Here is a 22,520-nt window from a genome sequence, read left to right on the forward strand (position 1 = left end):
TGATGGTATTTTTTCTGTGTGAAGCTTAGGTGACAGATTAAAGAACAGTTTATGAAATAAATTTCCCGTACTAGGTTTCATCAAAAAACCGTGTAAAAGCTTGATTAGTGGTAGCATTGCCACTACCTAGCAGTATACTGGTGGTAATTCGTCTGAAGGGGATTAGCAATGGAATATAATACGTCTGCATTATGTGATTTATTTGCTGACAGTGTTGATGTGGTAGAACCCATGTTTGTTAGCTTTGGTGGCCGCGCTTCATTTGGTGGTGAAATTACCACCATTAAGTGTTTCGAAGACAAAGGCGTTATTCTAAAAGCGCTGGAAAAGCCCGGGCTAGGCAAAGTATTGCTGATCGACGGCGGCGGCTCTATGCGCAGAGCGTTAATCGATTCTGCTGCAGCGCAAATCGCTTTAGATAATGGCTGGGAAGGCATTATTTGTTATGGCAGTGTACGCGAAGTCGATGATTTAGAAGAGATAAACGTGGGTGTGCATGCCATTGCCTCTATTCCGGTCAGTGCTGACGACCAAGGCGTAGGTGAAGTGGATGTCGCAGTGAATTTTGGTGGCGTGACATTTTTGCCAGAAGATCATGTGTATGCTGACCGCACAGGGATTATTCTCTCCCCTGAGCCTTTAGATGTCGAATAAGCTCTGAGCGGTTTTGACTGCAAGCTTAAAAAGAAGCAGACATAAAAAAAGCCATCATCTGATGGCTTTTTTCGTATTTGATGTAGTCGTTAGTAACGAATAAGTTACTTACCTACTAAAACAGAAACATTGGCGATGCCAGCTTCTTTAGCTTGGTTAATAACTTCAGTTACAACACCGTGCTTCGCTTTAGGATGAGCTTGAACAGCAGCAGAATCTGTGTTGTTCTCAGCTAAGAAGCTTTGAATGTTCGCTACGATACGGCGGATATCCACTTCACGACTGTTCATCATGATAGTGCCATCTTCGTTAACGCGGATAGCTAGAGTTTTAACATTCGTTTTCGGCGGCGGTGAATTTGAGTCTTTTGGACGCAAAACATCTAAACCTTTTTCTTTTACGAAAGAGGTGGTAACAATGAAGAAAATCAACATGATGAACACGATGTCCAACATGGGGGTCATATCTATTGCTGCTTCGTCATCAGAAGAGCCGTGCTTCTTTCTTTTCATCTGTACTTGTCGCCAAATTGTTGAAATTGAATTCGCCTAGTATAAAGGCACTTTTAGTTGAGAGCATCCACTAATTACATAAATTTATGCAATTGTATTAACGAAATTATATTGTTTTTCACATTAGCGGTATAAAAAACACCCTTAACGATTTATCAACTGACAAATCAAAAGATGTGAATGGCGTTTTTCATACAACACACTGTTCATTCAACAAACCGTTTGCTCTCTTTATTGACATATTCCCACGACCAAAACCAAGATAAGAGTGACTCAGATCAACCTGAGGATCTCGCAGATCATTTTTCGGCACGCGCACTATTTGTATCGTAGAACGCTATGTTTTGCAAACCTAGTACATTTTTTAAACGCTTAGGTCACTTATTAGAATGACTGCTAAGTACTTTTATTCTCTAGGGCTTGGCCGAGATGCAAAAAGTAATCTAAAAAATGATTTTGTACTGTGTGTCTGTGCTGATCTTTGGGGTAAACCCCTAATATTGCCTCTGGGCTTTTCTTTGTGCCTTGCACGAGAAACGCATTGCGTAAGGGTTGATCTTGAATGATCGCTTCGAATGCGCGGGCTGCCAATTCCTGAGGGCGGGCGAAATAATACAATTTCATTTCTTTATCCACTAAGGCACTGGCCAAAACATATTGGTTCGGCTCTTCTTTATTAGGTGATAAGAAAATACTCTCGAAGCACTGGCTCAGCTTTTTGTTGAGCGGGTGGGGCTTCATCTCATGATCATCTAACCACAGTTCAGAGGCGAAATTATGCGGCTGACAAGCAACAAAAAGTTTGTCACAAATATAATGGTCAAATGCGTGAAACCATTCGTGGGCCAAGGACCCTCCGCCTGCATTTTTGGCTAAAGCGAGGCGTTTCGTTTGTGACTCATAGTGGGCGCAACTGTGTTTTCGCCCGCCCGTACCAAACGCTAATGACAAGGTGCCATTTAATGAAATAACCGACTCAGGCACCTGCAGAATATCCATTAAGTCGCAAAAGGCGTCAAAAAATAGATTCGCGGCGATTTGCTGTTCTTCAGGGGTGACCCATTTGCCAATGTTTACGGTGCGAAAACCGAAGATTTTTAAGATGTCTTGGAAGCTGACGTCGGCGCCGCCCCGATGTTCATCACCATTACGATAATACGGGCGATGCAGTCTTGATTGGCCGGCTGCGGGGATCACTGATCGTCGTTGTCCAGTTCTAGCAGTAATTGCTCTGCCCAGCTATCGATACGCTGCTCGGTTTTATCGTACTGGTTTTCATCATCTAGGGATAACCCAACAAAATGTGAGCCGTCTTCGGTTAGCCCTTTTGATTCAGTGAACTCATAACCTTCATTCGGCCAATAACCGATCATTTTACAGCCTAATATAATCAGCTCATCGTGAAGCATACCGAGGGCGTCTTGGAACCACTGGGCATAACCAAGCTGATCACCTAGGCCAAATAGAGCGACAGTTTTGTTTTCTAGGTTGAGTTGACTGATGTCTTGCCAGCAGGATTCCCAGTCTTCTTGTAGTTCCCCAAAATCCCATGTGGAAATACCGAAAATAAGCACATCGAACTGTTCTGCTTGGCTAAGGGGAACATCTTTTATATTAAAAATATCCACTACATGAGCATCAAACAAACGGTTAAACGCGGTTTGAATTTTCTCTGCGGCCATTTCGGTATAGCAAGTAGTTGAACCGTAAAATAAACCAATTTTAAACGCCGTATCTGACATGGGTACCTTTTAATGCCGCTATTTAAGTTGTGCTATTGTCCTTGTTTGCCGAGCAATGGTCTAGGCTTGATGGACTTTCTTCATGCACTTTTGCTTCTTCAACCGAGGGTGGGTTAACACTTAGCCGCTGCATAATAGGTGATACTTGCAATCAAACCATCGGCTAATTGATAAATAGACATAGCGCATTGAGATGTTGATGTTTGATTGTGCTCAGTAAATGCCTCTTCTACTACCGCCACCGTGTTACCTAATTCTATGCTGTCCTTTATGCGTGAGCGGGCATTTGGTTGTGCCTCAAAATGCGCCTGCATTGCCTGCTGCAATTGCTTTTTGTCCGCTGTCTCTACGACTAGCTGGTTGTTAGCCACGCCAAGCCATTTTACATCGTCTTTCATATTCAACAGCATGCCATCTATATCATGCTCATTGTAAGCAGCCATAAAGCTAGCGATGCGGTCAATATTAGCAGACTGTTGCTGTGCGTTGGTTTGCGCGGTAAACGTGCTGAGGCAACAAGCTAGGATAATACCGGAAACGAGTGGAGAGGTTATTGTGCGTATTCTAGATTTCATTTTGATCGCTCTTAAAGGAACTTCGCTAAATACTGAGTGGCAGTATTTCACTGTTTGGTCTAGTGGATCAATACGCGGAGCAAGACGTGGATCAAAATGATTTAATTGCGCGAATAGGTCGTTAATGTAATGTTTAATATGTAGTATTAATACGACTTTATTTTGTTGGGTGATCTCTTGTTTAGATACACTATAAGTGCTGCTTCTAGTACTGAGGCACCCCCATGAATTCGCTGATAAAACAGTTTTTTTAATTTCCCGCTATGTAACTATCTTTGAGCGTTTGATATTGGAGCCGCTTCTATGACATATCCTCAATTTTCTACCTTGCCTGATTGGCAAAACCCCGAAGTCTTCGCCATTAACAAAGAGCCAGCGCGTAGTTCCTTTTATGGCTTTTCAGATGATCCAAAGGGGTATTTAGATTCGCCGTTTATGTCACAAGACTACTTGAGTCTTAATGGTGAATGGGATTTTCATTGGGTGAAAGCCCCAAACTTGCGACCATTAGATTTTTACACTCCTGACTATGACACCAGTCAGTGGGACAAAATAGCCGTCCCGGGTAATTGGCAGTTGTTGGGTTATGGTGCGGCGAATTACATCAACATGGCGGTGGACTTCGCTAAGCACCCGACCGCAGGTGACGTGCCTGAGGACAATAACCCAGTTGGCTCTTATCGACGTCACTTTACTTTGCCTGAAAGTTGGCAAGATAAGCACGTTTTTGTCTATTTAGGGGCGGTGAAATCGGCATTTTATATTTGGGTAAATGGCCAGAAAGTAGGTTACTCCCAAGATTCTAAAACCCCTGCAGAATTTGATATTACCCATTACCTGCAAGCGGGTGAGAACGTGATTGCACTGGAGGTGTATCGCTGGTCTGATGGCACTTATCTTGAATTACAGGATATGTGGCGTTTATCAGGCATTGAGCGTGACGTATATATGTACAGTACGCCTAAAGTACGCGTACGCGACTTTCATGCTTTGAGCACCCTTGATAACCAATACCTGCATGGTGAGTTTTCATTAGCAGTCAATATTCAGTCGCATTTAGTGGGCCAAGAACATGCGGGAAAAGGTTATCAATTACAGGCGCAATTATTTGACTCTGAGTTGACTCCCGTTTTTCAAAAAACCGTTAAATTAGCGAATTGGGAGTCACAATGCGCTGACTTACTTTTGACCGCCACGATAGAAAATGTGACCAAGTGGAACGCTGAAACACCGCATTTGTATCAATTAAAACTGACTTTGCTTAACGAAAAGCACGAACCCGTGCAGTACATATACTCTCGAATTGGTTTTCGAACCAGTGAGTTAAAAAACGGCAATGTGTTGATCAATGGTCAGCCCGTGCTCTTTAAAGGGGTTAACCGCCATGATCACGACCCTGTTACGGGTCACGTGATAAGTCGCGATTCCATGCGCCGAGATATGCAGTTGCTTAAGCAGTTCAATATTAATTCGGTACGTACATCTCATTATCCGAATGATCCTTATTGGTACGCGTTGGCGGACGAATACGGAATGTATCTGGTGGATGAAGCCAATATTGAGTCTCATGGCATAGGCGCAGCGAATCAAGCGATATCGTACAAGCCTAAAGACCATATGGGTAACATGCCTAGTTGGAAAGGCGCGTATCTCGATCGAGTCTCTAATATGTACGAGCGGGACAAGAATCACCCTAGCATTGTCATTTGGTCAATCGGCAATGAAACGGGAGATGGGCCGAATATGGAAGCGTTATATGATTGGCTAAAAACCAAAACCAACATGCCCGTGATGTCAGAGCAAGCCCAACTGCGCCGCCATACAGATATGTATAGCCAAATGTATGCGCCCATCCCCGTGCTTGAGCACTACGCAGAGCTTGGAGAAACTCGTCCACTCATTTTATGCGAGTACGAGCATGCTATGGGTAACTCCATGGGCAATTTGGCTGATTATTGGCGGGTGATTGAGCAATATCCCCTGTTACAAGGAGGATTTATCTGGGATTGGGTCGACCAAACCTTTGCACTGACGTCAAAAGATGGCACGCCCTACTGGGGATATGGTGGCGACATGGAAGAGCCAGGTATGTATCACGACGGAAATTTCAGTGCCAATGGGGTAATGGCGGCAGACAGAACACCCAACCCTCATGCATTTGAAGTACAGGCGGTTTACCAGCACATGAATGTTGAAACGTTTGATTTCGAAAAGCGCACCATTGGCGTTAGAAATAAGCGCTACTTTACTGATTTGTCAGACGTTTCGCTGCACTGGCGTATCGAAGAGAATGGCCATGTTATTCAAACTGGGGTGATTGAGGAATTGGATATTCCAGCGCAATCCATTCGTGAGCTTTCTTTGAGTGTGGCTGTAAACCCAATATTGGGTGCTGAGTACTTCGCTAATTTTGAATTTGTTAGCCAGTCTGGCACCGATATGATCCCAGCAGGGTTCATTGTGGCACGTAGTCAAATTCCCCTGGTGCATTTATCTGAAACCGTGCATAAATCACAAGACATTACAAAAGGAGTTGGTACTAAACACAGCGTAATCATGGCTAGTGAAACTAATGGCCAATTGCAATGCAGCGGAGATGATTTCTCAATTCAATTTGATTTAGTAACAGGGCTGTTGTGCGCTTACCAATTGCAAAACGAATCAATGTTGTTTGAAGCAATCCGTCCTGAATTTTGGCGTGCGCCTACAGATAATGACTTCGGCGAAGGTTTCCCTGAGAAAGCCAAAGATTGGCAGTACGGCGGGCAACATATCGAATTAAGCACATTTAATTGGCAATCTTTAGAGGATGATCAAGGGCAGACTCAGGCTATTGAGGTTTCCACAGAGCATTATTTAACTGACGTACAAAGCCGATATTTAAGCAAGTACACCATTGATGTTGATGGCTGTGTCACCTTTGATATTTGGTTTTATGCTGCGCCTCATCAATTTCACAGTGCCTTACCGCGAATAGGAAACTTGCTACAAATGCCTAGCCAGTTTGACCAAGTAAGTTGGTTTGGTCGCGGCCCCCACGAAAACTATTGGGACCGCAAAACATCGGCATTTGTAGGGCGCTACGCTAAATCGGTAGATGAATTGTATTTCCCTTATGTTCGGCCCCAAGAAAATGGTTATCGCAGTGATGTGCGTAGTGTGACCTTTAGTAACGACACTGGGCTAGGTTTAACGTTTTATGGATTACCGCAAATCGGTTTTGGCGCACAGCGGTATGACGTTCACGAATATGATCAATTCGACAAGCGGGGTTTGCACCCACATGAACTTACAAAACAGGATCGCCTATTTATCAATATTGATTACAAACAGCGGGGTGTGGCAGGTACTGATTCTTGGGGAACAGCGCCATTGTTTAAATACACGTTGCCATGGCGTGATTATCACTATGGGTTTGTCATGAAGCCGTGTCGGCCCGATAGAAAGGCGTATCGTTAATAGTGTAAGACGCGCTTGGTAAAAGGATGATATTTGGTCAATATGTCGTTTTTTCTACTAGAGGTATTGACCAAGGCTGCGCATCTCCTTATAAATCATGATTAAGCCGCTTATCTGGAATATAAATGAATCGTAAATGTGTTGCCTTGGGTCTTATTATACTGTCGTTGGCAGCGTGCCAGAAGGCGCAGCAATCGTCTGATATATCGCCTGTTGTACCAGCTAACAATCCCGAAATAGCCGATGGAAACATGATTGTGAAAGGGCAATGGATCACTGAAGTTAATGGTGATGTGATGCTTGACCCGCAAACATCCGGTCTAACGGTATGGAAAGACAAGCTTATCTCGTTAAGTGATAGAAGTGCAGATGTATCACAGCGCATGCAATTGCATGTTATTTCGCCTGAAACGGCTCAGCTTGCACCCGGTACAATGGCGTTTACCCTAAGTGATAATGTGAAGGACAGTTGTTTCGCTAGTTATATTCAGGGCAACCCTGATTTAGAGGCACTGGTGGCGGTTCCTGATGAGTCAGGCGTATTTTTAACCATTACCGAAGATGCCAGCGATCATAAGGGCCTTAGCGAAAAATGCGCCGCGCAATTTGGCGAGTCAGGCTCTGTGGAATATCCCTTTGTGCTTATTCGCCTTGAAGTGCAAGACGATGACTCGGTGATGATGACCCATGCGCGGCCTTTAACGTTTGCCGCCTCGTTTAATTTGGGTAACTTCCCTAATGATGGCATTGAAGGTTTAGCACTTGGCCGCGATGGGCAGTTGTATTTTGGCCTAGAAAAAGACGCAGGGAGTCATGCACGTATTTTCACTACAAGGATTACAGCCGAAACTTGGCTGCAAGAGGGGTTTATTGCCATCGAAGATACTCAGGTTAAATTGCCTATTTTTAAACACGGTAATCACCCTATCAATGCGCTGGAGATATATGAACGCGAGGGCAAGGAATACCTTTTCGCAGCAGCGCGAAACGATGAGAAGCTTTGGCTGGTGGACTTGGCTGGTCAACAAGACACCTTGATTATAGATTTAGACTTCTATGCCCCAGTAGATGATCCTGACGAAAAATGCCCTGCTTGGGAGTTAATGGCTAACGGTTCGATCGAGGGCTTAACGATTATTGATGACACTCTGTGGATGGTGAACGACCCGTGGAAAGCAGTTTATTTAAGTAATATTCAATGTGAACAGAACCGCGCCAAATTCGAAAAAATGGCGCCTTTATTGTTTAGCTTACCCATTCAAGATGCATGGTTTACCCAAGATAGCGACGCGCGCTAAACGCTTTTTAAGCGACTGGCGAATGTTTTCTTGAATTTCGCTAGTTTGGGTGCAACCACCATGTTGCAATATTGATTCTGCGGATTATTGCTAAAGTAATCTTGGTGATAATCCTCTGCTTGATGATAATTATTTAGCTCGATGACTTCTGTCACTACTGGGTCAGGCCAGATTTTCTCGTCGCTAATCTCTTGCAATATTTTTTCTGCAGCCTGTTTTTGTTGCTCATCATGATAGAAAATCGCACTTCGATACTGAGTGCCCACATCATTACCCTGACGGTTTAGCTGTGTAGGATTGTGTAAAGCGAAGAAAATCTCTAATACTTCACGATAGCTTAATTTGTCAGCATCAAAATTTACCCGTACCACTTCAGCATGACCGGTTTCGCCGCTACAAACAGACTCATAGGTTGGATTCGGGCTTTGGCCACCGGCATAGGCACTAACTGCCAGTTCGACGCCCTCGACTGTATTAAATGCTGATTCTAAACACCAGAAACAGCCGCCGCCTAATGTGGCTTGTTGAATGTTCGCCATGACTTATCTCACTTAATTTCGTAGACCATTTTCATTAACCATTAATGTGGTTACATTGTTCTGTGTGTTCAAGGCCTATTGAGTAAACTATTTTTTTAGTGTGCACGTAATAAAACACGTATATCAAAAAAATCGCCGCAAGTACGCATTAATTATAGAGGTGAGCATGGCAATTCGGATTTTTTATGATGGCTATTGTCCTTTATGCTTAGCCGAAATGAATAAGCTAAAAGCTTATGACAAAGACCACAATATTGAGTTTGTGGACATACAACTGGCGAGTTTTACCAAGGACTACCCAAGCTTAAATTGGCACGATTTGAATGCACGCATTCATGTACAAAAAATGAATGGCGAAATGGTCACAGGGCTAGATGCGACCTATCTGGCATGGGATACGATTGGTAAAGGCTGGTTGTATGGCTGGATGCGCTGGCCGATTATTCGCTGGTTTGCAGACGGGTTTTACGCATTCTTCGCTCGTCATCGTTACACTATTTCTTATGTGCTTACCGGTAAAAAACGTTGTGATACCTGTGCTGTTTCAGCAACTACAAAAGACAGTGTGAAGAGTAAAGGCGAAGACAAATGACACAAAAAGGCAATGCATTAGTTATTGGTGCGTCAGGCGGGCTGGGCCGTGAGGTATATAGGCAATTGCTGGCGTCAGGACAATACGAAACCGTGTACGGTATTTCGCGTCAAGTAACTCAAAAGCCAAGTGCTGATATTTCATACTTTGTGAAAGGAGCCAAATTAATCGAGCTCGATTATACCAAAGAGTCCGCAGTAGCTGATTTTTGTCACGGCCTTGTACACCAAGGGCAGTTTACACGCATAATTTGTTGTAGCGGGGTTCTACATGGCGTGACTGATAACGGCGTTAAGCTTCATCCAGAAAAACGGTTGGAAGAATTATCAGCCGATACGTTGAGTGCTTATTTTGCCACGAACACCGTGCTCCCTGCGCTTTGGTTACGATACTTGTTGCCTTTAGTTAAAGGTTCGTTATCTGCTGATGTGAGCTTTTTCAGCGCTAGGGTAGGCAGTATTGAAGATAATAATTTAGGCGGCTGGTACGGTTATCGCGCGAGTAAAGCAGCGCTGAACATGTTGGTAAAAACCGCACAGGTTGAATATCAGCGGCGAGCTAAAAATGTCACTTTGGTGTGTTATCACCCTGGCACGGTCGACACCCCTTTGTCTGAGCCTTTTCAAAACAACGTTAAACCGGAAAAACTGTTCACCAGTGAATTCAGTGTGTCTCGTTTGTTGCTACATTTATCCACTGTTCAACCAGATAAAGGCCCTTATTTTATCGATTGGGACGGCAAAGAGATCCCGTGGTGAAAAGGCCAATTAACAACTTGTAAATATTTTGTGCGCCTGAGGCTTTCCGTGAATACATGTGAGCGAAGACTTTTCAATTATCTGCTGTTAACATCCGTGCATTATTATAAAAACATATAACAACAATAAAGGATGTCTTTATGGGCGCACCTCGCGAACAGTTTGGCTCTCGTTTAGGTTTTATTCTCGCGGCTGCAGGCTCTGCAGTTGGGATCGGAAATATGGTTGGATTTCCGGTTGCTGCAACAAAAAACGGTGGTGGTGCTTTTTTGCTAATGTACGCCATCTTCGTCGCATTTATCTGTTTACCTGTGATGTTAGCCGAGATGTCGGTAGGACGAGCTAGCCGCAAAGATCCGCTTGGGGCATACAATGTGTTATCCGACGGTCAGCGTCACTGGAAGATAGCAGGCTGGCTTGCCACCATTACCCCTTTCATGATTGCCATCTTCTACTTGGTACTCACGGTGTGGATTTTTGGCTACCTGGTGCAATGTATCTTGGGTAACCTTGATGTGTTGGCTGACCCTAGCACGTTCGGGGTGTTCATTAACGGCTACGAGCTGTTTTACTACATGATCGGTGTGCTGATTATTGTGTATATGATCTTGCAAGGAGGGGTGAAACAGGGCATTGAGAAAGCCGCTAAGTTAATGATGCCGACTTTATTTGTGATGTTAATTGGCTTGGTGATCTTTGTTTTAACCTTAGACAACGCATTTGAGGGGGTGAAGTACTACCTTATTCCTGACTTCAATAAAATTGATGCCGCTGTGGTAAGTGCTGCTTTATCTCAAGCATTCTTTTCGCTATCCCTGGGGATGGGAATAATGCTGACGTACGGCTCATATCTCGATAAACATGCCGACGTGCCGGGCTCTGCAAAGCTTGTTGCCTTAATGGATACTGCTGTTGCATTCATTGCTGGCCTATTGATTTTACCGGCTGTGTTTTCATTTAATCCCAATACTGATACCGAAAGTTTGAGCGATTCATCCGTGGGCATGATCTTTACTTTCTTACCAAAAATCTTCTTGGCTTTGCAAGGCACCATTGGTTACACAGGCGCGAGTATTGTCGCTAGCTTGTTTTTCTTATTAGTGTTTTTTGCTGCTATTACATCTTTGGTTTCTATTTTTGAAGTGCCGGTTTCAGCCTTGATGGAAGATAAAGGCTATAGCCGTAAAAAGTCATTGGCTATCTTAGGTGGATTACTTGTGGTGATGTCGATTGCAGCTGCCACTTCTTTCGGTATTTCTACTTTCTTCACAGAGTTTCTGACCTACGCAGGCCAGACAAAATCTGTGTTTGATGTGATCATTGATGTGTTCTACGACACGATATTGCCCTTTAACGGTCTTTTAGTGTGTTTGTTTGTTATTTACCGCTGGAAGAAAAGTAACTTGAACACTGAGCTAGATTTAGGCGCGCCAAAATTCGCCAATAGTTGGTTCGAAAAATACGTTAACTTTTCTTTGGGTACCTTTATTCCGGTTATTCTACTCTTGGTCTTTATTAATACTGTGGCGCTTAAGTATTTTGGAAGTGCGTTAATCGGTTAAGCGAGATAGTCAAAAAGGCACTTAATATTTCACTATTTGAAAGCTATAACACTCGCAGATTGCGAGTGTTATAGCATGTCGTAAGGACTAGGATAGTTAAGATGCATGGCGAGTTTGTTTAGCGTATATTCTGGGTTGAGTTGCTTTCCTGAGCATGCTTTTTGTTCTTCTGAGAACACTGGTTCCGCTAGCCCTAGCTGCTTTGCAGCCCAGCTGTAATAGTCGTTGCGGGTGGGATGTACTTGCGCTGATAGATGCAGTGTCTCTCCCCATATCCCACGGTTGATGATGTGCTCAATAGCGAGGATAACATCCTGCTGGTGGACCAGATTGACTACTTGGCTTGCTCCGCTTAAATCTAATTTACCCGCTAAAAACTTGGCAGGGTGGCGCTTTGGGCCGACTAATCCTGCTAGGCGTAATATAGTCGTGGTTTGAGGTATGTTTTGTTGTATGAATTGCTCTATCGCGCAATGGGCGCGCGCCGATTCGGTACTCGGGTTCAGTTGGCTGTTTTCCGTTATTTCCCCTTCAACATCGCCATAAACCGCACTGGTGCTAATGAAAATAAGTTTAGCGCTTTGTTCAATGCAGGTTTGGTGGATAAGGGCACACATGTCGCTGACAAACTGTTCGCTGGCCTGGGGATTGTTCGCAAGATTTCTGCGCCCAGGGGGAATATTGATCACGACTATATCATTATTGAGTAGAGGGCTATCGGCGGCTTTATCTTGCAAAGCGTCGCCTAAGATAAAGTGACGGCCCTGCAGACCTTGAGCGTGGATGGTTGCCATGGATGCTTCGCTGCGACAGGTCACCTGAATCTCAAGCGCAGCTTCGTTGGTATTCGTAGACTTTTTGCTTAGTGCAACTGCGAGAGGCTGGCCTAACCAGCCGCCTCCAAAAATAGTTATTTTCATAGTGCTCTTTGTTCTTCGTTATTGTGCTTAGCCTTTGTGACCTAGCCAGTGTGAATTCGTCTCGAAATATATATCAGCTTGGTCAATTTACATCGCGTAGCCTTTTACCTGAAGCACGTCCATGTCTGCGAGTTGGGGTACTTCATTTTGCAGTTTTTCTTCTAAGCGATCGATATTGGCTAAACTAGCACAAAGTACCTCTGCGCGAGCTTCTAATGCTTCACCGTCTTTATCAAACTTGTTTTCGATATTGTTCGCAAAGCTCTCCATACGTTGCTCGAAGTCATCCACATCGCCACCATTGAACATTAACTCACTGCCAATTGTGATCATGATTTGGCCTATTGAGTGGGCAACAATGGTTTCTATCGCTTGCTCAAACTTTTCTTCAAACCCTTCGCTTAGAAACTGGCCATCGTTAAAGTGGGCTGAATTTAAACGTACTGAGCCATCATCGGCATAAAAGCTTTGGTCGAGTTCACGCTTTAACGCGTCGAGTTGTGCGGTGATGTCCGCTACAACGGAGTTATTCTCGCCGAGTAACTGGGTGAATGTCTCGTTTAGGGCATAACTTGCTAGCTCGATAGCATCTGATGCGATATTGGCTGCCATAGGGACCGCGGATGCAATACCGTCATAAAATTCATTCAATTGTTGTTGTTGGCTGTCAGAAAGGTGGGTTTGTGTGCCATTGACATAAAGCTGCTTACTTTGATTGATCACTATTGTGTTGTCTTGCTCAGTGGTTAATGTCAGCACTTGGTTTTCTAACTGTAAACCACCGTTAAACTCGACATCGCATTGTTGCTCTGCAGCAACCACAGTGCTGCTAACCAACATCGCGCTACAAAAAATAAAATTACGCATCGCTTTATTCCTTTTATTTACATTCGGCTTTTTAATTGGATTGATCAGGATCCTTCTTGGCATGAGTACAGCAAAGGTTGCGCCAGTTTATAAATTACCAATTTAAACAATTAGTTATGTAATTCACCAAACTCTTACTTGCTTTGTATTTGTTATTTTATAAGTGAAAACACTAATAGTTAGGCAATTTCACCAGCCTATGTTTTCTCTCGTAATTTGGTATATAATTCCGCCATTATTTGTGTGGGCTTTTAGATTGATTTTATTATTTTGAGGAAGAGTAATGGGTAATTGGACTGATGCAATCTTGTTTGGTTTTGGTTTGGTGGCGTTCGTATTGGGTGTTACCAGCATTATTATGGGCTTTATTGCCCAGCCAGTTGAGCAAGGTGATGTGATGAAATCACGTGTTGAATATGGTTTTTTCGGTGTATCTGGTGTGGTGTTGTTCTTATTATTCTTATACGCATTGACTGTAGGCTAATTACCTACAGCCAATTACGTAGATATACATGAAAACTTAGTGAGGCCTATCACTTATACGCTGATAGGCTCTTAGTCCAAAGACTGGCAGCATTGCCAGTGCATGATCGAATATATCCCCTTGAATACCTTCGTAGGCTATCCAATCTTTGTTAGCGCTAAAACAATATATCTCTAATGGTAAGCCTAATTCAGTGGGCGGCAGTTGGCGCACCATTAATGTCATATCTTGGTTAACGCTAGGGTGATGGCGTAAGTAGGAAACCAAATAAGCGCGCAAGGTGCCTATATTGGTTAAACGACGGCTGTTTAATAAATCTTGAATATCAATTTTTTGCTCTTGATTATAGGCGTCTAATTCGGCACGTTTCTTTTCTATATACTGATTGATGTAACGAATTTTGCGAAAATCGTCGAGCATTTCTTGATCACAAAATTTAATGCTATTTACATCAATGTATATCGAGCGTTTGATCCTACGACCTGCAGACTCTGACATGCCGCGCCAGTTCTTCATTGAATCTGTTATCAAACTATAAGTCGGGACGGTGGAAATAGTCTTATCCCAGTTCTGAACTTTTACTGTAGTAAGGCCGACCTGTAAAACCGTTCCGTCAGCGCCATATTTAGGTAGCTCTACCCAATCTCCGGTATTCACCATGCGGTTGGCCGCAATCTGAATACCCGCTACAAAGCCTAAAATGGTGTCCTTAAATAACAGTAAAAGGATCGCAGTAACCGCACCTAAACCGGATAGCAGTAATAGCGGTGACTTATCAAGTAAGCTGGAAATGATCAGTAAACCGGCCACAATGACGACAAAAAGCTTACCTACCTGGATGAAGCCAGTAACAGGAGCGCGCTTTGCTAATTCAGAGGCGTTGTAGATGTCTTCTACCGTGTTAAGTAATGCACTGCTCGCTGCTACAGCTGCAATCAGCATATAAATGACAGCGATTTTTTGTAATGCGGAGTACAGTATTGGGTCTTCTACTAACATGCTGCTGCATAAGTAAATCACCATGGCCGGTACGATATGGGCGATACGTCTGAACACACCGTGTTCGTGAAGCTCATCGTCTATCTTATTTTTACTGTTAAACACCAAGCGCGTTAACCGACCTGTTAACGCTATACGTACTAATCTGAAACTGAGCCAAGCTAAGCACATCAACAGTGTGACTGCGGTGATCGCAAATATTGCACCGTCGTTTTTCACAGAAAGGCCAAGGTATTGATAACCTTGAATGATGTATTCACTTAATTGCGCGTTTCTCTCCACTTACTGATCTCCGGATAACAGGTTTATTTGTGTGTCTTTGTGGGTCCATCGTGCATTCAACCAGGTTTGAAAACCTTGCTTAAAATCTTCATCATTGAAGTAGTCGCCGATAATGTCTGCTTGTACAGGAGCAACGGTCACGCGAAGTATCACTCTTCCTAGGCGCCCGGTGAGCATGTTGAGCATGGGGCGTTGAGGGTTATCCGGGTACATAATCGTGACATCTAAAATACCGGTGAATAATTCCCCCATCGCTGCAAGAGTAAACGCAATTCCCCCGGCTTTGGGCGGTAACAAATGGGTGAATGGGCTCTTACGATACAGATGCTTTTGTTGAGTAAAGCGACTGCCCTCTACAAAGTTAATCACTGTGGTGGGGCAGCTTCTGAATTTTTCACATGAACGCTTAGTCGTTTGAATGTCTTTGCCTTTTAAGTGCGGTTTTTTCTCAACAAATTCGCGGCTATATCTTTGCATAAAGGGCATGTCTAACGCCCACGCGCCTAAGCCCACAAAAGGTAACCAAATCAATTCTTTCTTTAAGAAAAATTTAGGTGCAGGGATTTTGTCCGCGGCGAAGTCGACCAACAAGATAATATCTAACCAACTTAAGTGATTTGGCATCATTAAATACCAATGTTCTTTACTTAGCTCCCCGTCGATTTGAACATCGAATTGTACAGGGTTAAATAAGCGGATTAGGCGCACACTGATAACGCCAAAGGCGCATAACATGAAATCGAGCACAGGATTAAAAGCGCGTGAGATGAATGCGAATGGCAGTACAAACTTAAGCAGTCCTAAGCAGATGATCAGTATTGCCCAGAAAGACAAATTAATAAGCTGAAGGCTAAGGTGAAGCGGAAAAATAAACATTCCGCGCAGTACAGATAGCATCCTTTACTGCTCCATCGATAAATGTTCGATTCGCTTGTCTTTTTCTATCCACACACCGTTCAGCCAGCGCTGGAATATGACCCGTTGTGCGGGGTTATCAAAATAGTCTTGTGCGAACGCGTCACTTTGCAATAAGTCGCTTATAGGTGTAATAGACACGTGAACCTTGATGGTTTTAACCTTGCCGCTCACAAAATCCCAAAAAGTTGGAATGCCTTGAGGGTAGTAAATAGTGACGTCTAACAGTTTGTGTAGTTGGCTACCCATAGCGCTTAACACAAATGCCATTCCCCCCGCTTTTGGCTTCAATAAATGTTGAAACGAGGGAGACTGGCGTTGGTATTTTTGTGGGGTGAAGCGCGTGCCTTCAACAAAATTCATGATACTGACAGGCTTGGTGCGGAATTTTTCACAGGCTTTTTGCGTGGTTTCTAGATCTTTCCCTTTAAGGTGAGGGTTTTTTGCCAAAAATGATTTGGTGTAGCGGCGCATAAAGGGGAAATCGAGCGCCCACCAAGCAATCCCTAAAAAGGGTACCCAGATTAACTCTTGTTTCAAAAAGAATTTAAGAAACGGGATTTTGCGGTTGAATACCCTTTGCAGAATGAGAATATCCACCCATGACTGATGGTTCGCTATGACGAGGTACCAATCATCTCGCGTAAGGGTTTCAACACCGGACACTTCGACTTTGGTACGACTGAATATATTTTGGTTAACATTGTTGATGGTGATCCACGATGTGGCACAGCCATCAAGCAGATATGAGAGCCCAGTGCGCCATATTTTAATTGGGATCAGCTTTAGAAATGACAGTAATACGATAGGAATAACCCAAAATACTGTGTTGATAAAATACAAGATAACCGACAGAACACCCATCAAATTGCCAAACAACAACGTCACAACCTTTACTCCAACCCAGCGCAATATCAAACAAAGGGGTAGTGTAAACTAAAGTAGAAGTAACCTAATAGTGAAGTATCACTATTTTGCCTAATTTGTGCCTTAAGTCGGGCTAAATAAGCGCTATATCGCTGTTATCTGCAGTTTGCCAGGCACGATTTTTTGAAAAGTGACTGCCTAAAAAAGCCATTTGGTCGGTCAAGATACGTCGATTCATCAGGTAGAATCGCTCATATATATTCGGTGTGAAGGGGACGGCGATAAGAGAAAGCCCCGCTTCTTCTGGGGTACGATCCGCTTTGAAACAATTACAGCGATTACAGGCTGAAGCGCAATTGGTCCAAATGTCACGACCGCCTTTTGAGCGCGGGATAATGTGGTCACGGGTGAGTTCAGGTATACGAAATTTTTGCCCGCAGTACATGCATAAGTTATTGTCTCGGCGAAATAAGTAGCGATTATTCAGGGGCACCTTACCAGAGGGAGGTGTGACTTTTCCGTCGCAGCCGATAATGGACGATAAGGTTAAACGGCTCTGCAGGCCATGCTTATTCCAACCACCGCGCAGCACTCGCTTACTATCACCTAACTCAAATAAAACGCGGTCTTGGGTGTAGTACTTAGCCGCTTCTTCTAAAGTGATCCATGCCTGAGGTAGGCCAGATTTGTTCAATCTTAATACCAACATACACTTGCCTCGCTAAAGGTAGAGATAATAGATTTAACTGGGTAACCCTATATGAGCAGCGTTAACCCATAACAATCTATCCTACTGCTCTACTGTGTACTTATTTTGACCAACTGTCATTAATTGTTGATTTTTTGACTGATTCTCGTGAAATATGCTTGCTTAACGTTGGCTGGGCGCTTTTTATGGTACAGCTGATTTTGCTTGCCAATTCTCGCTAGCGTCAAGGTGATAACTAACACGTAAGTGAGGCAGGGGGGCAAGGCGCAAATAATCCACTCGGGTGATGTGCAGGATCAGCAAGACAAAGTTTTCATCAGGCTTGGCAATATCATAGTTTTGCCCATAGCTTTCCCGTAGTGCGTCACTCAAGTTTTGCCAATGCGTGAGACGTAATCGTTGGGCTTCTGGCGAACAGTTCGTCGTTTTTGATTGTTCACTTTGGCCGATGCTCTTTTTATCGCTGATGCTCTCAACGTGACCGCTGAAGCGAAATTGTTCTCGGGTTTCGCTAAAGTACCAACACGCTTCTGCACGATTGTGTATCTCTAGTTGCGACATTTTCTCGCTTCGATTATCTGTGTGTAGATACATCTGATTTTTATCTTGGTTGAAGCCTCTAAAAACTAATGTTCGGCAATGTGGGTGGCCGTGATTATCAACGGTGGCAAGCTGTAAGTAGCGACTGGCTGGTATTTTTTCATGGGCTGCAAGCGATCGATAAAATATCGTTTGCCAGGGTGAATGATGCTGCATTAATGCTCCTCATGTATTAAGTGATGTGAATTAGGTTCGAACAGAGTAACCCGACCATAACACAACTGAATACGCGCAATTTGATTGAATATTAACGGCCCAAATGCCCTAGGAGAAGAACACTGGCAGCAACCAAGTATGACAAATATTCCATAATGCAATTTCGCAATCAAATTATTTTTGAACAGTCGTTCATATTCATCTTGAACGATCGTTCATGTTGATGTATATTGCCTTCACTGACTTAAAGAAGTCATAAAATTAACTTTAATAGCTGGAGAATATACGATGACAGATTTTACCTTTCACACAGTAGAAACAGCGCCAGAAAAAAGTAAACCAATTTTAGAAAAATCGCTAAAGACCAATGGCATGATCCCCAACTTGCATGCAGTGATGGCCGAAGCACCAGGATTGCTTGAAGGTTACCAAGTGCTTCATAAGTTATTCATGGACTCTTCGTTCGATGCAGAAGAGCTAACGGTTGTATGGCAAACGATTAACGTTGAGCACAACTGCACTTATTGTGTACCCGCCCACACCGCAATAGCCAATTCAATGAAAGTATCAGCTGAGCTAACAGAAGCACTGCGTAACAGAGAAGCCATGCCAACTGAAAAGCTGCAAGTGTTACACGATACGACATTAGCTATGGTACGTGAGCGCGGTGCAGTGTCTGATGATGTAATACAAAAATTCTTTGCAGCTGGTTATGGGCAAAGACAACTGCTCGAAATTATTTTAGGTTTATCGCAAAAAGTGATGAGTAACTACACTAACCATGTAGCGAATACACCCGTTGATGAGCCGTTCAAAAAGTTTGCTTGGAAGTAAATAAAAGCATTCACTCTGACTCCGTTCACGTAATCAAAGGCCGCTAAATAAGCGGCCTTTTCACGATCATCAACCCGGCGTTTATCGACGCGCACTCTAATGCTATAATTCGCCGCTTATTTATGCTCTCAGTCTTAAAGGGGCATATTGATAATTACCAGTGACTGGTTGTTATTAAAAAATTCTAACTACCAAAGGTTTTCAGTGAATAATCCGTCTGCACCCCTCAACCGCACCATTTCAGTCGCGCCAATGCTGGATTGGAATGACTGAAAATATATCCTTTTGATTTATATATGAGTTTCAGTAAAAAGTGACAGTTCTTGTATTCCTATTGTCTTCCTGAGTTTACTAAAAATGGCGGATATTAGCACCAATTTTTGCGATGAACATTCTTCTTTATTTCGGTCAGTTTAAAATTTTACTTAAGTTAAAACTCAATGGAAAAGGGGTCTTTTAACGGCGGAAGTGATATAGAAATAGGCCGCCCATCCTCATCTCCTTTCTCTGCTAGTGTTTTTAACTTACCAATTGCTTTCTGGATATTATCGAGTATCGCAGGAGGAGGGCTTAACTCTTTTGCTGATATACCTTGTAGATTATCCCAATGTATTAAATAGACTTTTTTTGCTCCTGTGTTGAGTACCGCCCATCGCCAATATTCTTCGATATAATTTCCTTCGTCCCCATTTACGATTACTGATTCATTCATTCGATTGCTTAATAGTCCTACACTGAGAAAAACTATATCGGCGTCGATTTTTACAGTGAAGTTTTTGGGAAAATTAGCGCTTGGAACTACAAGAATATTAGCTTGTGGATGTTTTATCAGAAAACTATAGCCTTGCTCATTTGTGAGGTACTGCGGTCCACGACTTAAAGACATATATAATTTTTCAAGATAGCTCAGAGGCAGGCTTTTTTTGATATGTGGTGTGGGTATGGGAATAATCTGAAAATCGTCTATGCCTATTGAATTAAAGGGGGTTAGCTCTTCGAATCTGTGCTGATCAAAAGCAGGATATAGTTCTTTAACTTCTAAAGATGCTATCAAACGAGATTCTTTAGCTTTGGCAACATTCGCTGAGTCAAGAGCATGATCGTAATGCCCATGAGCAACTATGACGGCATTTAGCTTTTCAATTTTTGTTTCTTTTAAAACTTGCTCTATGAGCGTGTAGTCACTTTCAATGCCCCCTAGTAAATTTGTTTTAATGCTGGGTCTTGTAATGAATCCATCAATGAAAAAGCTTGTTAAACCATCGTTGAAATACAGAGTTGAAGCGCCAAAATACTGCGCATACATTGCATCAGAACGCAGATATCTAGACTCACTTTCAAACGCATCATTTGGCTCAAAAGAGGCACAAGAAGCAAGTATAAATATCATACAGAAGATACCTAGATAGCATCTCATGATCATTTATTTATTAACTCGAGAGTCTGATATATAAAAAATTTGATTTTTTCATTCCAAATATCATTGTGCCCATCCATGACGGAAGCATCAGTTGTTATATTCATATATGGCGAATGGACGTCAGTTATTTTCTTATGCTCTAAGCTAAAGCCTCCAAATCTGATTGAACTTTGCCCTGACTGTAAATCCCATGTTCTTTTATCTATCATTGTATTGGCATTAAATAGCCTTTTAGTCCCGTTCTGCGCGGTGGCCTCGAGAGCATGTGAGAGCAAGAGACTATTGTGTCCGATAGCATATCTATCAGTGAATTTAGTATCTAGAAGAGGCGAAGGAGCAACAGCCTTACCATTCGCACAGTGCGTTAGCGGTGCACTTCTATAGGACTCTGCTAACGTATTTAAACGTCTCCCTGTTGGAAATAACCAACCTACTGGAAAGTCAGCGCTAGTGCTTAATGAAATGAACCTCGGTTTCTGTTGCTCGACATAGCTTTTGCAATCGTTTTGAGATAATTCAAACAAACTTGCATACTTCAACCCTTCAAATGCTGGATTTAAAAGTAGCACTAGGTCGCCGAATCCAATAACTCCATTAGAGTCATCTCTAGTTCGAATGAGCCTTTCTGCGAGAACAGGTTTGATAGCGGAGAAGAGTGCCGCAGCGCCAAAACTATGGCCTATGCTTAGCATTGTATGGTCACTATTTGTCGTTGGTTTAACAATCTCTTCCAGTTCTAACATTAAGCTTGTTAAACCTTGAGTCCCAATTTCATGAGCGGTGTTTTTACGATCCCAAAATGTTGCCCAATTAATGAAGTTTATTTCATCAAGTACGGGAACATCAACAGACTCTCCTCTCCATCCAATGTAGACCCCTAATACTTTTTTATCTGTATGTTCAGAGGCATGTGAGAGTACATCTCTGAAGTCAACGACATTACTATCTTCTGGGTTGCTGTTAGCGGTGTGATGCCAACCATGAATAAATACCATTAGTAAAATATCTTGAGTATTAGCAATACTTTTATATTCGTTAATGATGGTGGCTTTGTTGTTCCTATTGTGAAGGAAGCCTTGGTCGTCAAATTCAAAGAAACTTAACTGGTAATCTTTATTACTAGTAGACTTCGCTGAAGTTCGTGCTTGCTTAATACATCGTTGTTCGTTTGTTATTTCACAGAGTGAGTCGGCGTGTGGCCTAAAGGCGTTTTTTGGTACGCAACCACTGGTAAATATGATAGATATCATAAGAATAAATAGATTCTTAGTCATTTGTTATCCCTTTCAAATTACTATTAGTAATTAGAGATATATGTCATAGATCGTAGTTTGTCTATTTTATAGCTTCAGGTTCATAGGACCCCTATAGCTAACAAGAGCAACACTTAGGACAGGCATATCGAGTGATTCCTCTTCCCTTCAATATGAGGGAGAGGAGTTAGAAATAAGTAAAATCAAAGAGCGCTTTGGGATGATTTTTGAGCTGCTAGACGCCACCACGCGCAGAAATTAGAGCTTTACCGTATTTCTTCGTTTTGTTTTGTGCAGCTAGACGTCTATTTTCAATCAATTGGCTAAGATCATCGATGTGCACGAGATATGGCGCTTTTTGTCGAGAAGTAATTCTAAAAATTTTGAGGGGTAAATCACCTGATTTAACTTGCTTTAAAGCATTATCGTAAGTAATCCCTAAATATTTGTCGACAATATCTCTAAACGGAATGATCGCGCTTCCAAAGGTTGCAAATAAGCTGAGAGTTGTATTATTCATCGT

General features: G+C 42.8%; 23 protein-coding genes. 8 read left to right on the forward strand and 15 right to left on the reverse strand.

Annotation, left to right across the window (positions count from 1 at the left end; genetic code table 11):
* The first annotated feature begins 168 nt into the window (after window positions 1-168).
* On the forward strand, window positions 169-654 hold the full coding sequence (rraA, locus tag GMES_RS05590; protein ID WP_006991623.1) for a ribonuclease E activity regulator RraA: 486 nt from the start codon (window positions 169-171) through the stop codon (window positions 652-654).
* Window positions 655-758: 104 nt separating this feature from the next.
* On the opposite strand, the gene GMES_RS05595 is transcribed toward rraA, so the two are convergent.
* The 4 genes from GMES_RS05595 to GMES_RS05610 all read right to left on the reverse strand — a co-directional run bounded on the left by GMES_RS05595 (window position 759) and on the right by GMES_RS05610 (window position 3,483).
* Complete coding sequence (locus GMES_RS05595; RefSeq protein WP_006991624.1) at window positions 759-1,166, reverse strand: ExbD/TolR family protein; 408 nt, start codon at window positions 1,164-1,166, stop codon at window positions 759-761.
* A gap of 396 nt (window positions 1,167-1,562) precedes the next feature.
* Window positions 1,563-2,363: a CLCA_X family protein gene (locus GMES_RS05600; protein WP_006991625.1), complete on the reverse strand. Its 801-nt coding sequence runs from the start codon at window positions 2,361-2,363 to the stop codon at window positions 1,563-1,565.
* Window positions 2,360-2,908, reverse strand: a complete 549-nt coding sequence (gene fldB, locus GMES_RS05605) for a flavodoxin FldB (RefSeq protein ID WP_006991626.1) — start codon at window positions 2,906-2,908, stop codon at window positions 2,360-2,362. Before fldB ends, GMES_RS05600 begins: the two co-directional genes overlap by 4 nt.
* Before the next feature lie 113 nt (window positions 2,909-3,021).
* On the reverse strand, window positions 3,022-3,483 hold the full coding sequence (locus GMES_RS05610; protein ID WP_006991627.1) for a nuclear transport factor 2 family protein: 462 nt from the start codon (window positions 3,481-3,483) through the stop codon (window positions 3,022-3,024).
* Window positions 3,484-3,786: 303 nt separating this feature from the next.
* Here GMES_RS05610 and GMES_RS05615 point away from each other — a divergent pair, with 303 nt between their 5' ends.
* Window positions 3,787-6,942, forward strand: coding sequence for a beta-galactosidase, LacZ type (locus GMES_RS05615; RefSeq protein ID WP_006991628.1), 3,156 nt, complete (start codon window positions 3,787-3,789; stop codon window positions 6,940-6,942).
* Between the two features lie 125 nt (window positions 6,943-7,067).
* Window positions 7,068-8,240: a YjiK family protein gene (locus GMES_RS05620; RefSeq protein WP_006991629.1), complete on the forward strand. Its 1,173-nt coding sequence runs from the start codon at window positions 7,068-7,070 to the stop codon at window positions 8,238-8,240.
* Here GMES_RS05620 and msrA read toward each other — a convergent pair.
* Entirely contained in the window at window positions 8,237-8,779 is a 543-nt protein-coding gene (gene msrA / locus GMES_RS05625; RefSeq protein ID WP_006991630.1) for a peptide-methionine (S)-S-oxide reductase MsrA, read from the reverse strand. The genes GMES_RS05620 and msrA overlap by 4 nt on opposite strands.
* Window positions 8,780-8,945: 166 nt before the next feature.
* Between msrA and GMES_RS05630 the strand changes: the two genes are divergently transcribed.
* The 3 genes from GMES_RS05630 to GMES_RS05640 all read left to right on the forward strand — a co-directional run bounded on the left by GMES_RS05630 (window position 8,946) and on the right by GMES_RS05640 (window position 11,691).
* Entirely contained in the window at window positions 8,946-9,371 is a 426-nt protein-coding gene (locus GMES_RS05630; RefSeq protein WP_006991631.1) for a thiol-disulfide oxidoreductase DCC family protein, read from the forward strand.
* Window positions 9,368-10,129, forward strand: a complete 762-nt coding sequence (locus tag GMES_RS05635; RefSeq protein WP_006991632.1) for an SDR family NAD(P)-dependent oxidoreductase — start codon at window positions 9,368-9,370, stop codon at window positions 10,127-10,129. Before GMES_RS05630 ends, GMES_RS05635 begins: the two co-directional genes overlap by 4 nt.
* 140 nt (window positions 10,130-10,269) lie before the next feature.
* Complete coding sequence (locus GMES_RS05640; protein ID WP_006991633.1) at window positions 10,270-11,691, forward strand: sodium-dependent transporter; 1,422 nt, start codon at window positions 10,270-10,272, stop codon at window positions 11,689-11,691.
* 68 nt (window positions 11,692-11,759) lie between these two features.
* Here the strand turns inward: GMES_RS05640 and GMES_RS05645 are convergent, their stop codons facing one another.
* Together GMES_RS05645 and GMES_RS05650 are read right to left on the reverse strand one after the other, a co-directional pair.
* Window positions 11,760-12,611, reverse strand: a complete 852-nt coding sequence (locus tag GMES_RS05645; RefSeq protein ID WP_006991634.1) for a sugar nucleotide-binding protein — start codon at window positions 12,609-12,611, stop codon at window positions 11,760-11,762.
* Between the two features lie 87 nt (window positions 12,612-12,698).
* A complete protein-coding gene (locus tag GMES_RS05650) occupies window positions 12,699-13,478 on the reverse strand; it encodes a DUF2884 family protein (RefSeq protein WP_006991635.1) in 780 nt (259 codons plus the stop codon).
* A gap of 283 nt (window positions 13,479-13,761) precedes the next feature.
* Between GMES_RS05650 and GMES_RS05655 the strand changes: the two genes are divergently transcribed.
* Entirely contained in the window at window positions 13,762-13,962 is a 201-nt protein-coding gene (locus tag GMES_RS05655; RefSeq protein ID WP_006991636.1) for a hypothetical protein, read from the forward strand.
* Between the two features lie 36 nt (window positions 13,963-13,998).
* On the opposite strand, the gene GMES_RS05660 is transcribed toward GMES_RS05655, so the two are convergent.
* From GMES_RS05660 to GMES_RS05680, 5 genes are all read right to left on the reverse strand, one after another.
* The gene (locus GMES_RS05660; protein WP_006991637.1) at window positions 13,999-15,243 is read right to left on the reverse strand and encodes a mechanosensitive ion channel family protein; all 1,245 of its coding nucleotides are present in this window, start codon (window positions 15,241-15,243) and stop codon (window positions 13,999-14,001) included.
* Entirely contained in the window at window positions 15,244-16,140 is an 897-nt protein-coding gene (locus GMES_RS05665; RefSeq protein WP_083879582.1) for a 1-acylglycerol-3-phosphate O-acyltransferase, YihG family, read from the reverse strand.
* Between the two features lie 3 nt (window positions 16,141-16,143).
* On the reverse strand, window positions 16,144-17,046 hold the full coding sequence (locus GMES_RS05670) for a 1-acylglycerol-3-phosphate O-acyltransferase, YihG family (RefSeq protein ID WP_006991640.1): 903 nt from the start codon (window positions 17,044-17,046) through the stop codon (window positions 16,144-16,146).
* Window positions 17,047-17,158: 112 nt separating this feature from the next.
* Window positions 17,159-17,734 (reverse strand): HNH endonuclease, encoded by a 576-nt coding sequence (locus GMES_RS05675; protein WP_006991641.1) that lies wholly within the window; start codon window positions 17,732-17,734, stop codon window positions 17,159-17,161.
* Window positions 17,735-17,917: 183 nt separating this feature from the next.
* On the reverse strand, window positions 17,918-18,490 hold the full coding sequence (locus GMES_RS05680; protein ID WP_006991642.1) for a pyridoxamine 5'-phosphate oxidase family protein: 573 nt from the start codon (window positions 18,488-18,490) through the stop codon (window positions 17,918-17,920).
* A 288-nt stretch (window positions 18,491-18,778) separates the two neighbouring features.
* Between GMES_RS05680 and GMES_RS05685 the strand changes: the two genes are divergently transcribed.
* Complete coding sequence (locus GMES_RS05685) at window positions 18,779-19,324, forward strand: carboxymuconolactone decarboxylase family protein (protein ID WP_006991643.1); 546 nt, start codon at window positions 18,779-18,781, stop codon at window positions 19,322-19,324.
* Between the two features lie 430 nt (window positions 19,325-19,754).
* On the opposite strand, the gene GMES_RS05690 is transcribed toward GMES_RS05685, so the two are convergent.
* The 3 genes from GMES_RS05690 to GMES_RS05700 all read right to left on the reverse strand — a co-directional run bounded on the left by GMES_RS05690 (window position 19,755) and on the right by GMES_RS05700 (window position 22,517).
* Complete coding sequence (locus GMES_RS05690; protein WP_006991644.1) at window positions 19,755-20,714, reverse strand: MBL fold metallo-hydrolase; 960 nt, start codon at window positions 20,712-20,714, stop codon at window positions 19,755-19,757.
* Window positions 20,715-20,743: 29 nt separating this feature from the next.
* On the reverse strand, window positions 20,744-22,018 hold the full coding sequence (locus GMES_RS05695) for a hypothetical protein (protein WP_006991645.1): 1,275 nt from the start codon (window positions 22,016-22,018) through the stop codon (window positions 20,744-20,746).
* A 214-nt stretch (window positions 22,019-22,232) separates the two neighbouring features.
* Window positions 22,233-22,517 (reverse strand): pyocin activator PrtN family protein, encoded by a 285-nt coding sequence (locus GMES_RS05700; RefSeq protein WP_006991646.1) that lies wholly within the window; start codon window positions 22,515-22,517, stop codon window positions 22,233-22,235.
* Window positions 22,518-22,520: the final 3 nt, after the last annotated feature.

This window comes from Paraglaciecola mesophila KMM 241 (assembly GCF_000315015.1).
In the GTDB taxonomy this organism is placed as follows: Bacteria; Pseudomonadota; Gammaproteobacteria; order Enterobacterales; family Alteromonadaceae; genus Paraglaciecola; species Paraglaciecola mesophila.

What these genes read in the sequence shown, in the direction of transcription:
- GMES_RS05685 (WP_006991643.1), top strand. Translation starts at nt 18,779, where the DNA reads ATGACAGATTTTACCTTTCACACAGTAGAAACAGCGCCAGAAAAAAGT.
- GMES_RS05610 (WP_006991627.1), bottom strand. Translation starts at nt 3,483, where the DNA reads ATGAAATCTAGAATACGCACAATAACCTCTCCACTCGTTTCCGGTATT.
- GMES_RS05665 (WP_083879582.1), bottom strand. Translation starts at nt 16,140, where the DNA reads ATGCTATCTGTACTGCGCGGAATGTTTATTTTTCCGCTTCACCTTAGC.
- GMES_RS05615 (WP_006991628.1), top strand. Translation starts at nt 3,787, where the DNA reads ATGACATATCCTCAATTTTCTACCTTGCCTGATTGGCAAAACCCCGAA.
- GMES_RS05700 (WP_006991646.1), bottom strand. Translation starts at nt 22,517, where the DNA reads ATGAATAATACAACTCTCAGCTTATTTGCAACCTTTGGAAGCGCGATC.
- fldB (WP_006991626.1), bottom strand. Translation starts at nt 2,908, where the DNA reads ATGTCAGATACGGCGTTTAAAATTGGTTTATTTTACGGTTCAACTACT.
- GMES_RS05655 (WP_006991636.1), top strand. Translation starts at nt 13,762, where the DNA reads ATGGGTAATTGGACTGATGCAATCTTGTTTGGTTTTGGTTTGGTGGCG.
- GMES_RS05695 (WP_006991645.1), bottom strand. Translation starts at nt 22,018, where the DNA reads ATGACTAAGAATCTATTTATTCTTATGATATCTATCATATTTACCAGT.
- GMES_RS05645 (WP_006991634.1), bottom strand. Translation starts at nt 12,611, where the DNA reads ATGAAAATAACTATTTTTGGAGGCGGCTGGTTAGGCCAGCCTCTCGCA.
- rraA (WP_006991623.1), top strand. Translation starts at nt 169, where the DNA reads ATGGAATATAATACGTCTGCATTATGTGATTTATTTGCTGACAGTGTT.
- GMES_RS05620 (WP_006991629.1), top strand. Translation starts at nt 7,068, where the DNA reads ATGAATCGTAAATGTGTTGCCTTGGGTCTTATTATACTGTCGTTGGCA.
- GMES_RS05650 (WP_006991635.1), bottom strand. Translation starts at nt 13,478, where the DNA reads ATGCGTAATTTTATTTTTTGTAGCGCGATGTTGGTTAGCAGCACTGTG.
- GMES_RS05630 (WP_006991631.1), top strand. Translation starts at nt 8,946, where the DNA reads ATGGCAATTCGGATTTTTTATGATGGCTATTGTCCTTTATGCTTAGCC.
- GMES_RS05690 (WP_006991644.1), bottom strand. Translation starts at nt 20,714, where the DNA reads ATGATATTTATACTTGCTTCTTGTGCCTCTTTTGAGCCAAATGATGCG.
- GMES_RS05635 (WP_006991632.1), top strand. Translation starts at nt 9,368, where the DNA reads ATGACACAAAAAGGCAATGCATTAGTTATTGGTGCGTCAGGCGGGCTG.
- GMES_RS05640 (WP_006991633.1), top strand. Translation starts at nt 10,270, where the DNA reads ATGGGCGCACCTCGCGAACAGTTTGGCTCTCGTTTAGGTTTTATTCTC.
- msrA (WP_006991630.1), bottom strand. Translation starts at nt 8,779, where the DNA reads ATGGCGAACATTCAACAAGCCACATTAGGCGGCGGCTGTTTCTGGTGT.
- GMES_RS05680 (WP_006991642.1), bottom strand. Translation starts at nt 18,490, where the DNA reads ATGCAGCATCATTCACCCTGGCAAACGATATTTTATCGATCGCTTGCA.
- GMES_RS05595 (WP_006991624.1), bottom strand. Translation starts at nt 1,166, where the DNA reads ATGAAAAGAAAGAAGCACGGCTCTTCTGATGACGAAGCAGCAATAGAT.
- GMES_RS05675 (WP_006991641.1), bottom strand. Translation starts at nt 17,734, where the DNA reads ATGTTGGTATTAAGATTGAACAAATCTGGCCTACCTCAGGCATGGATC.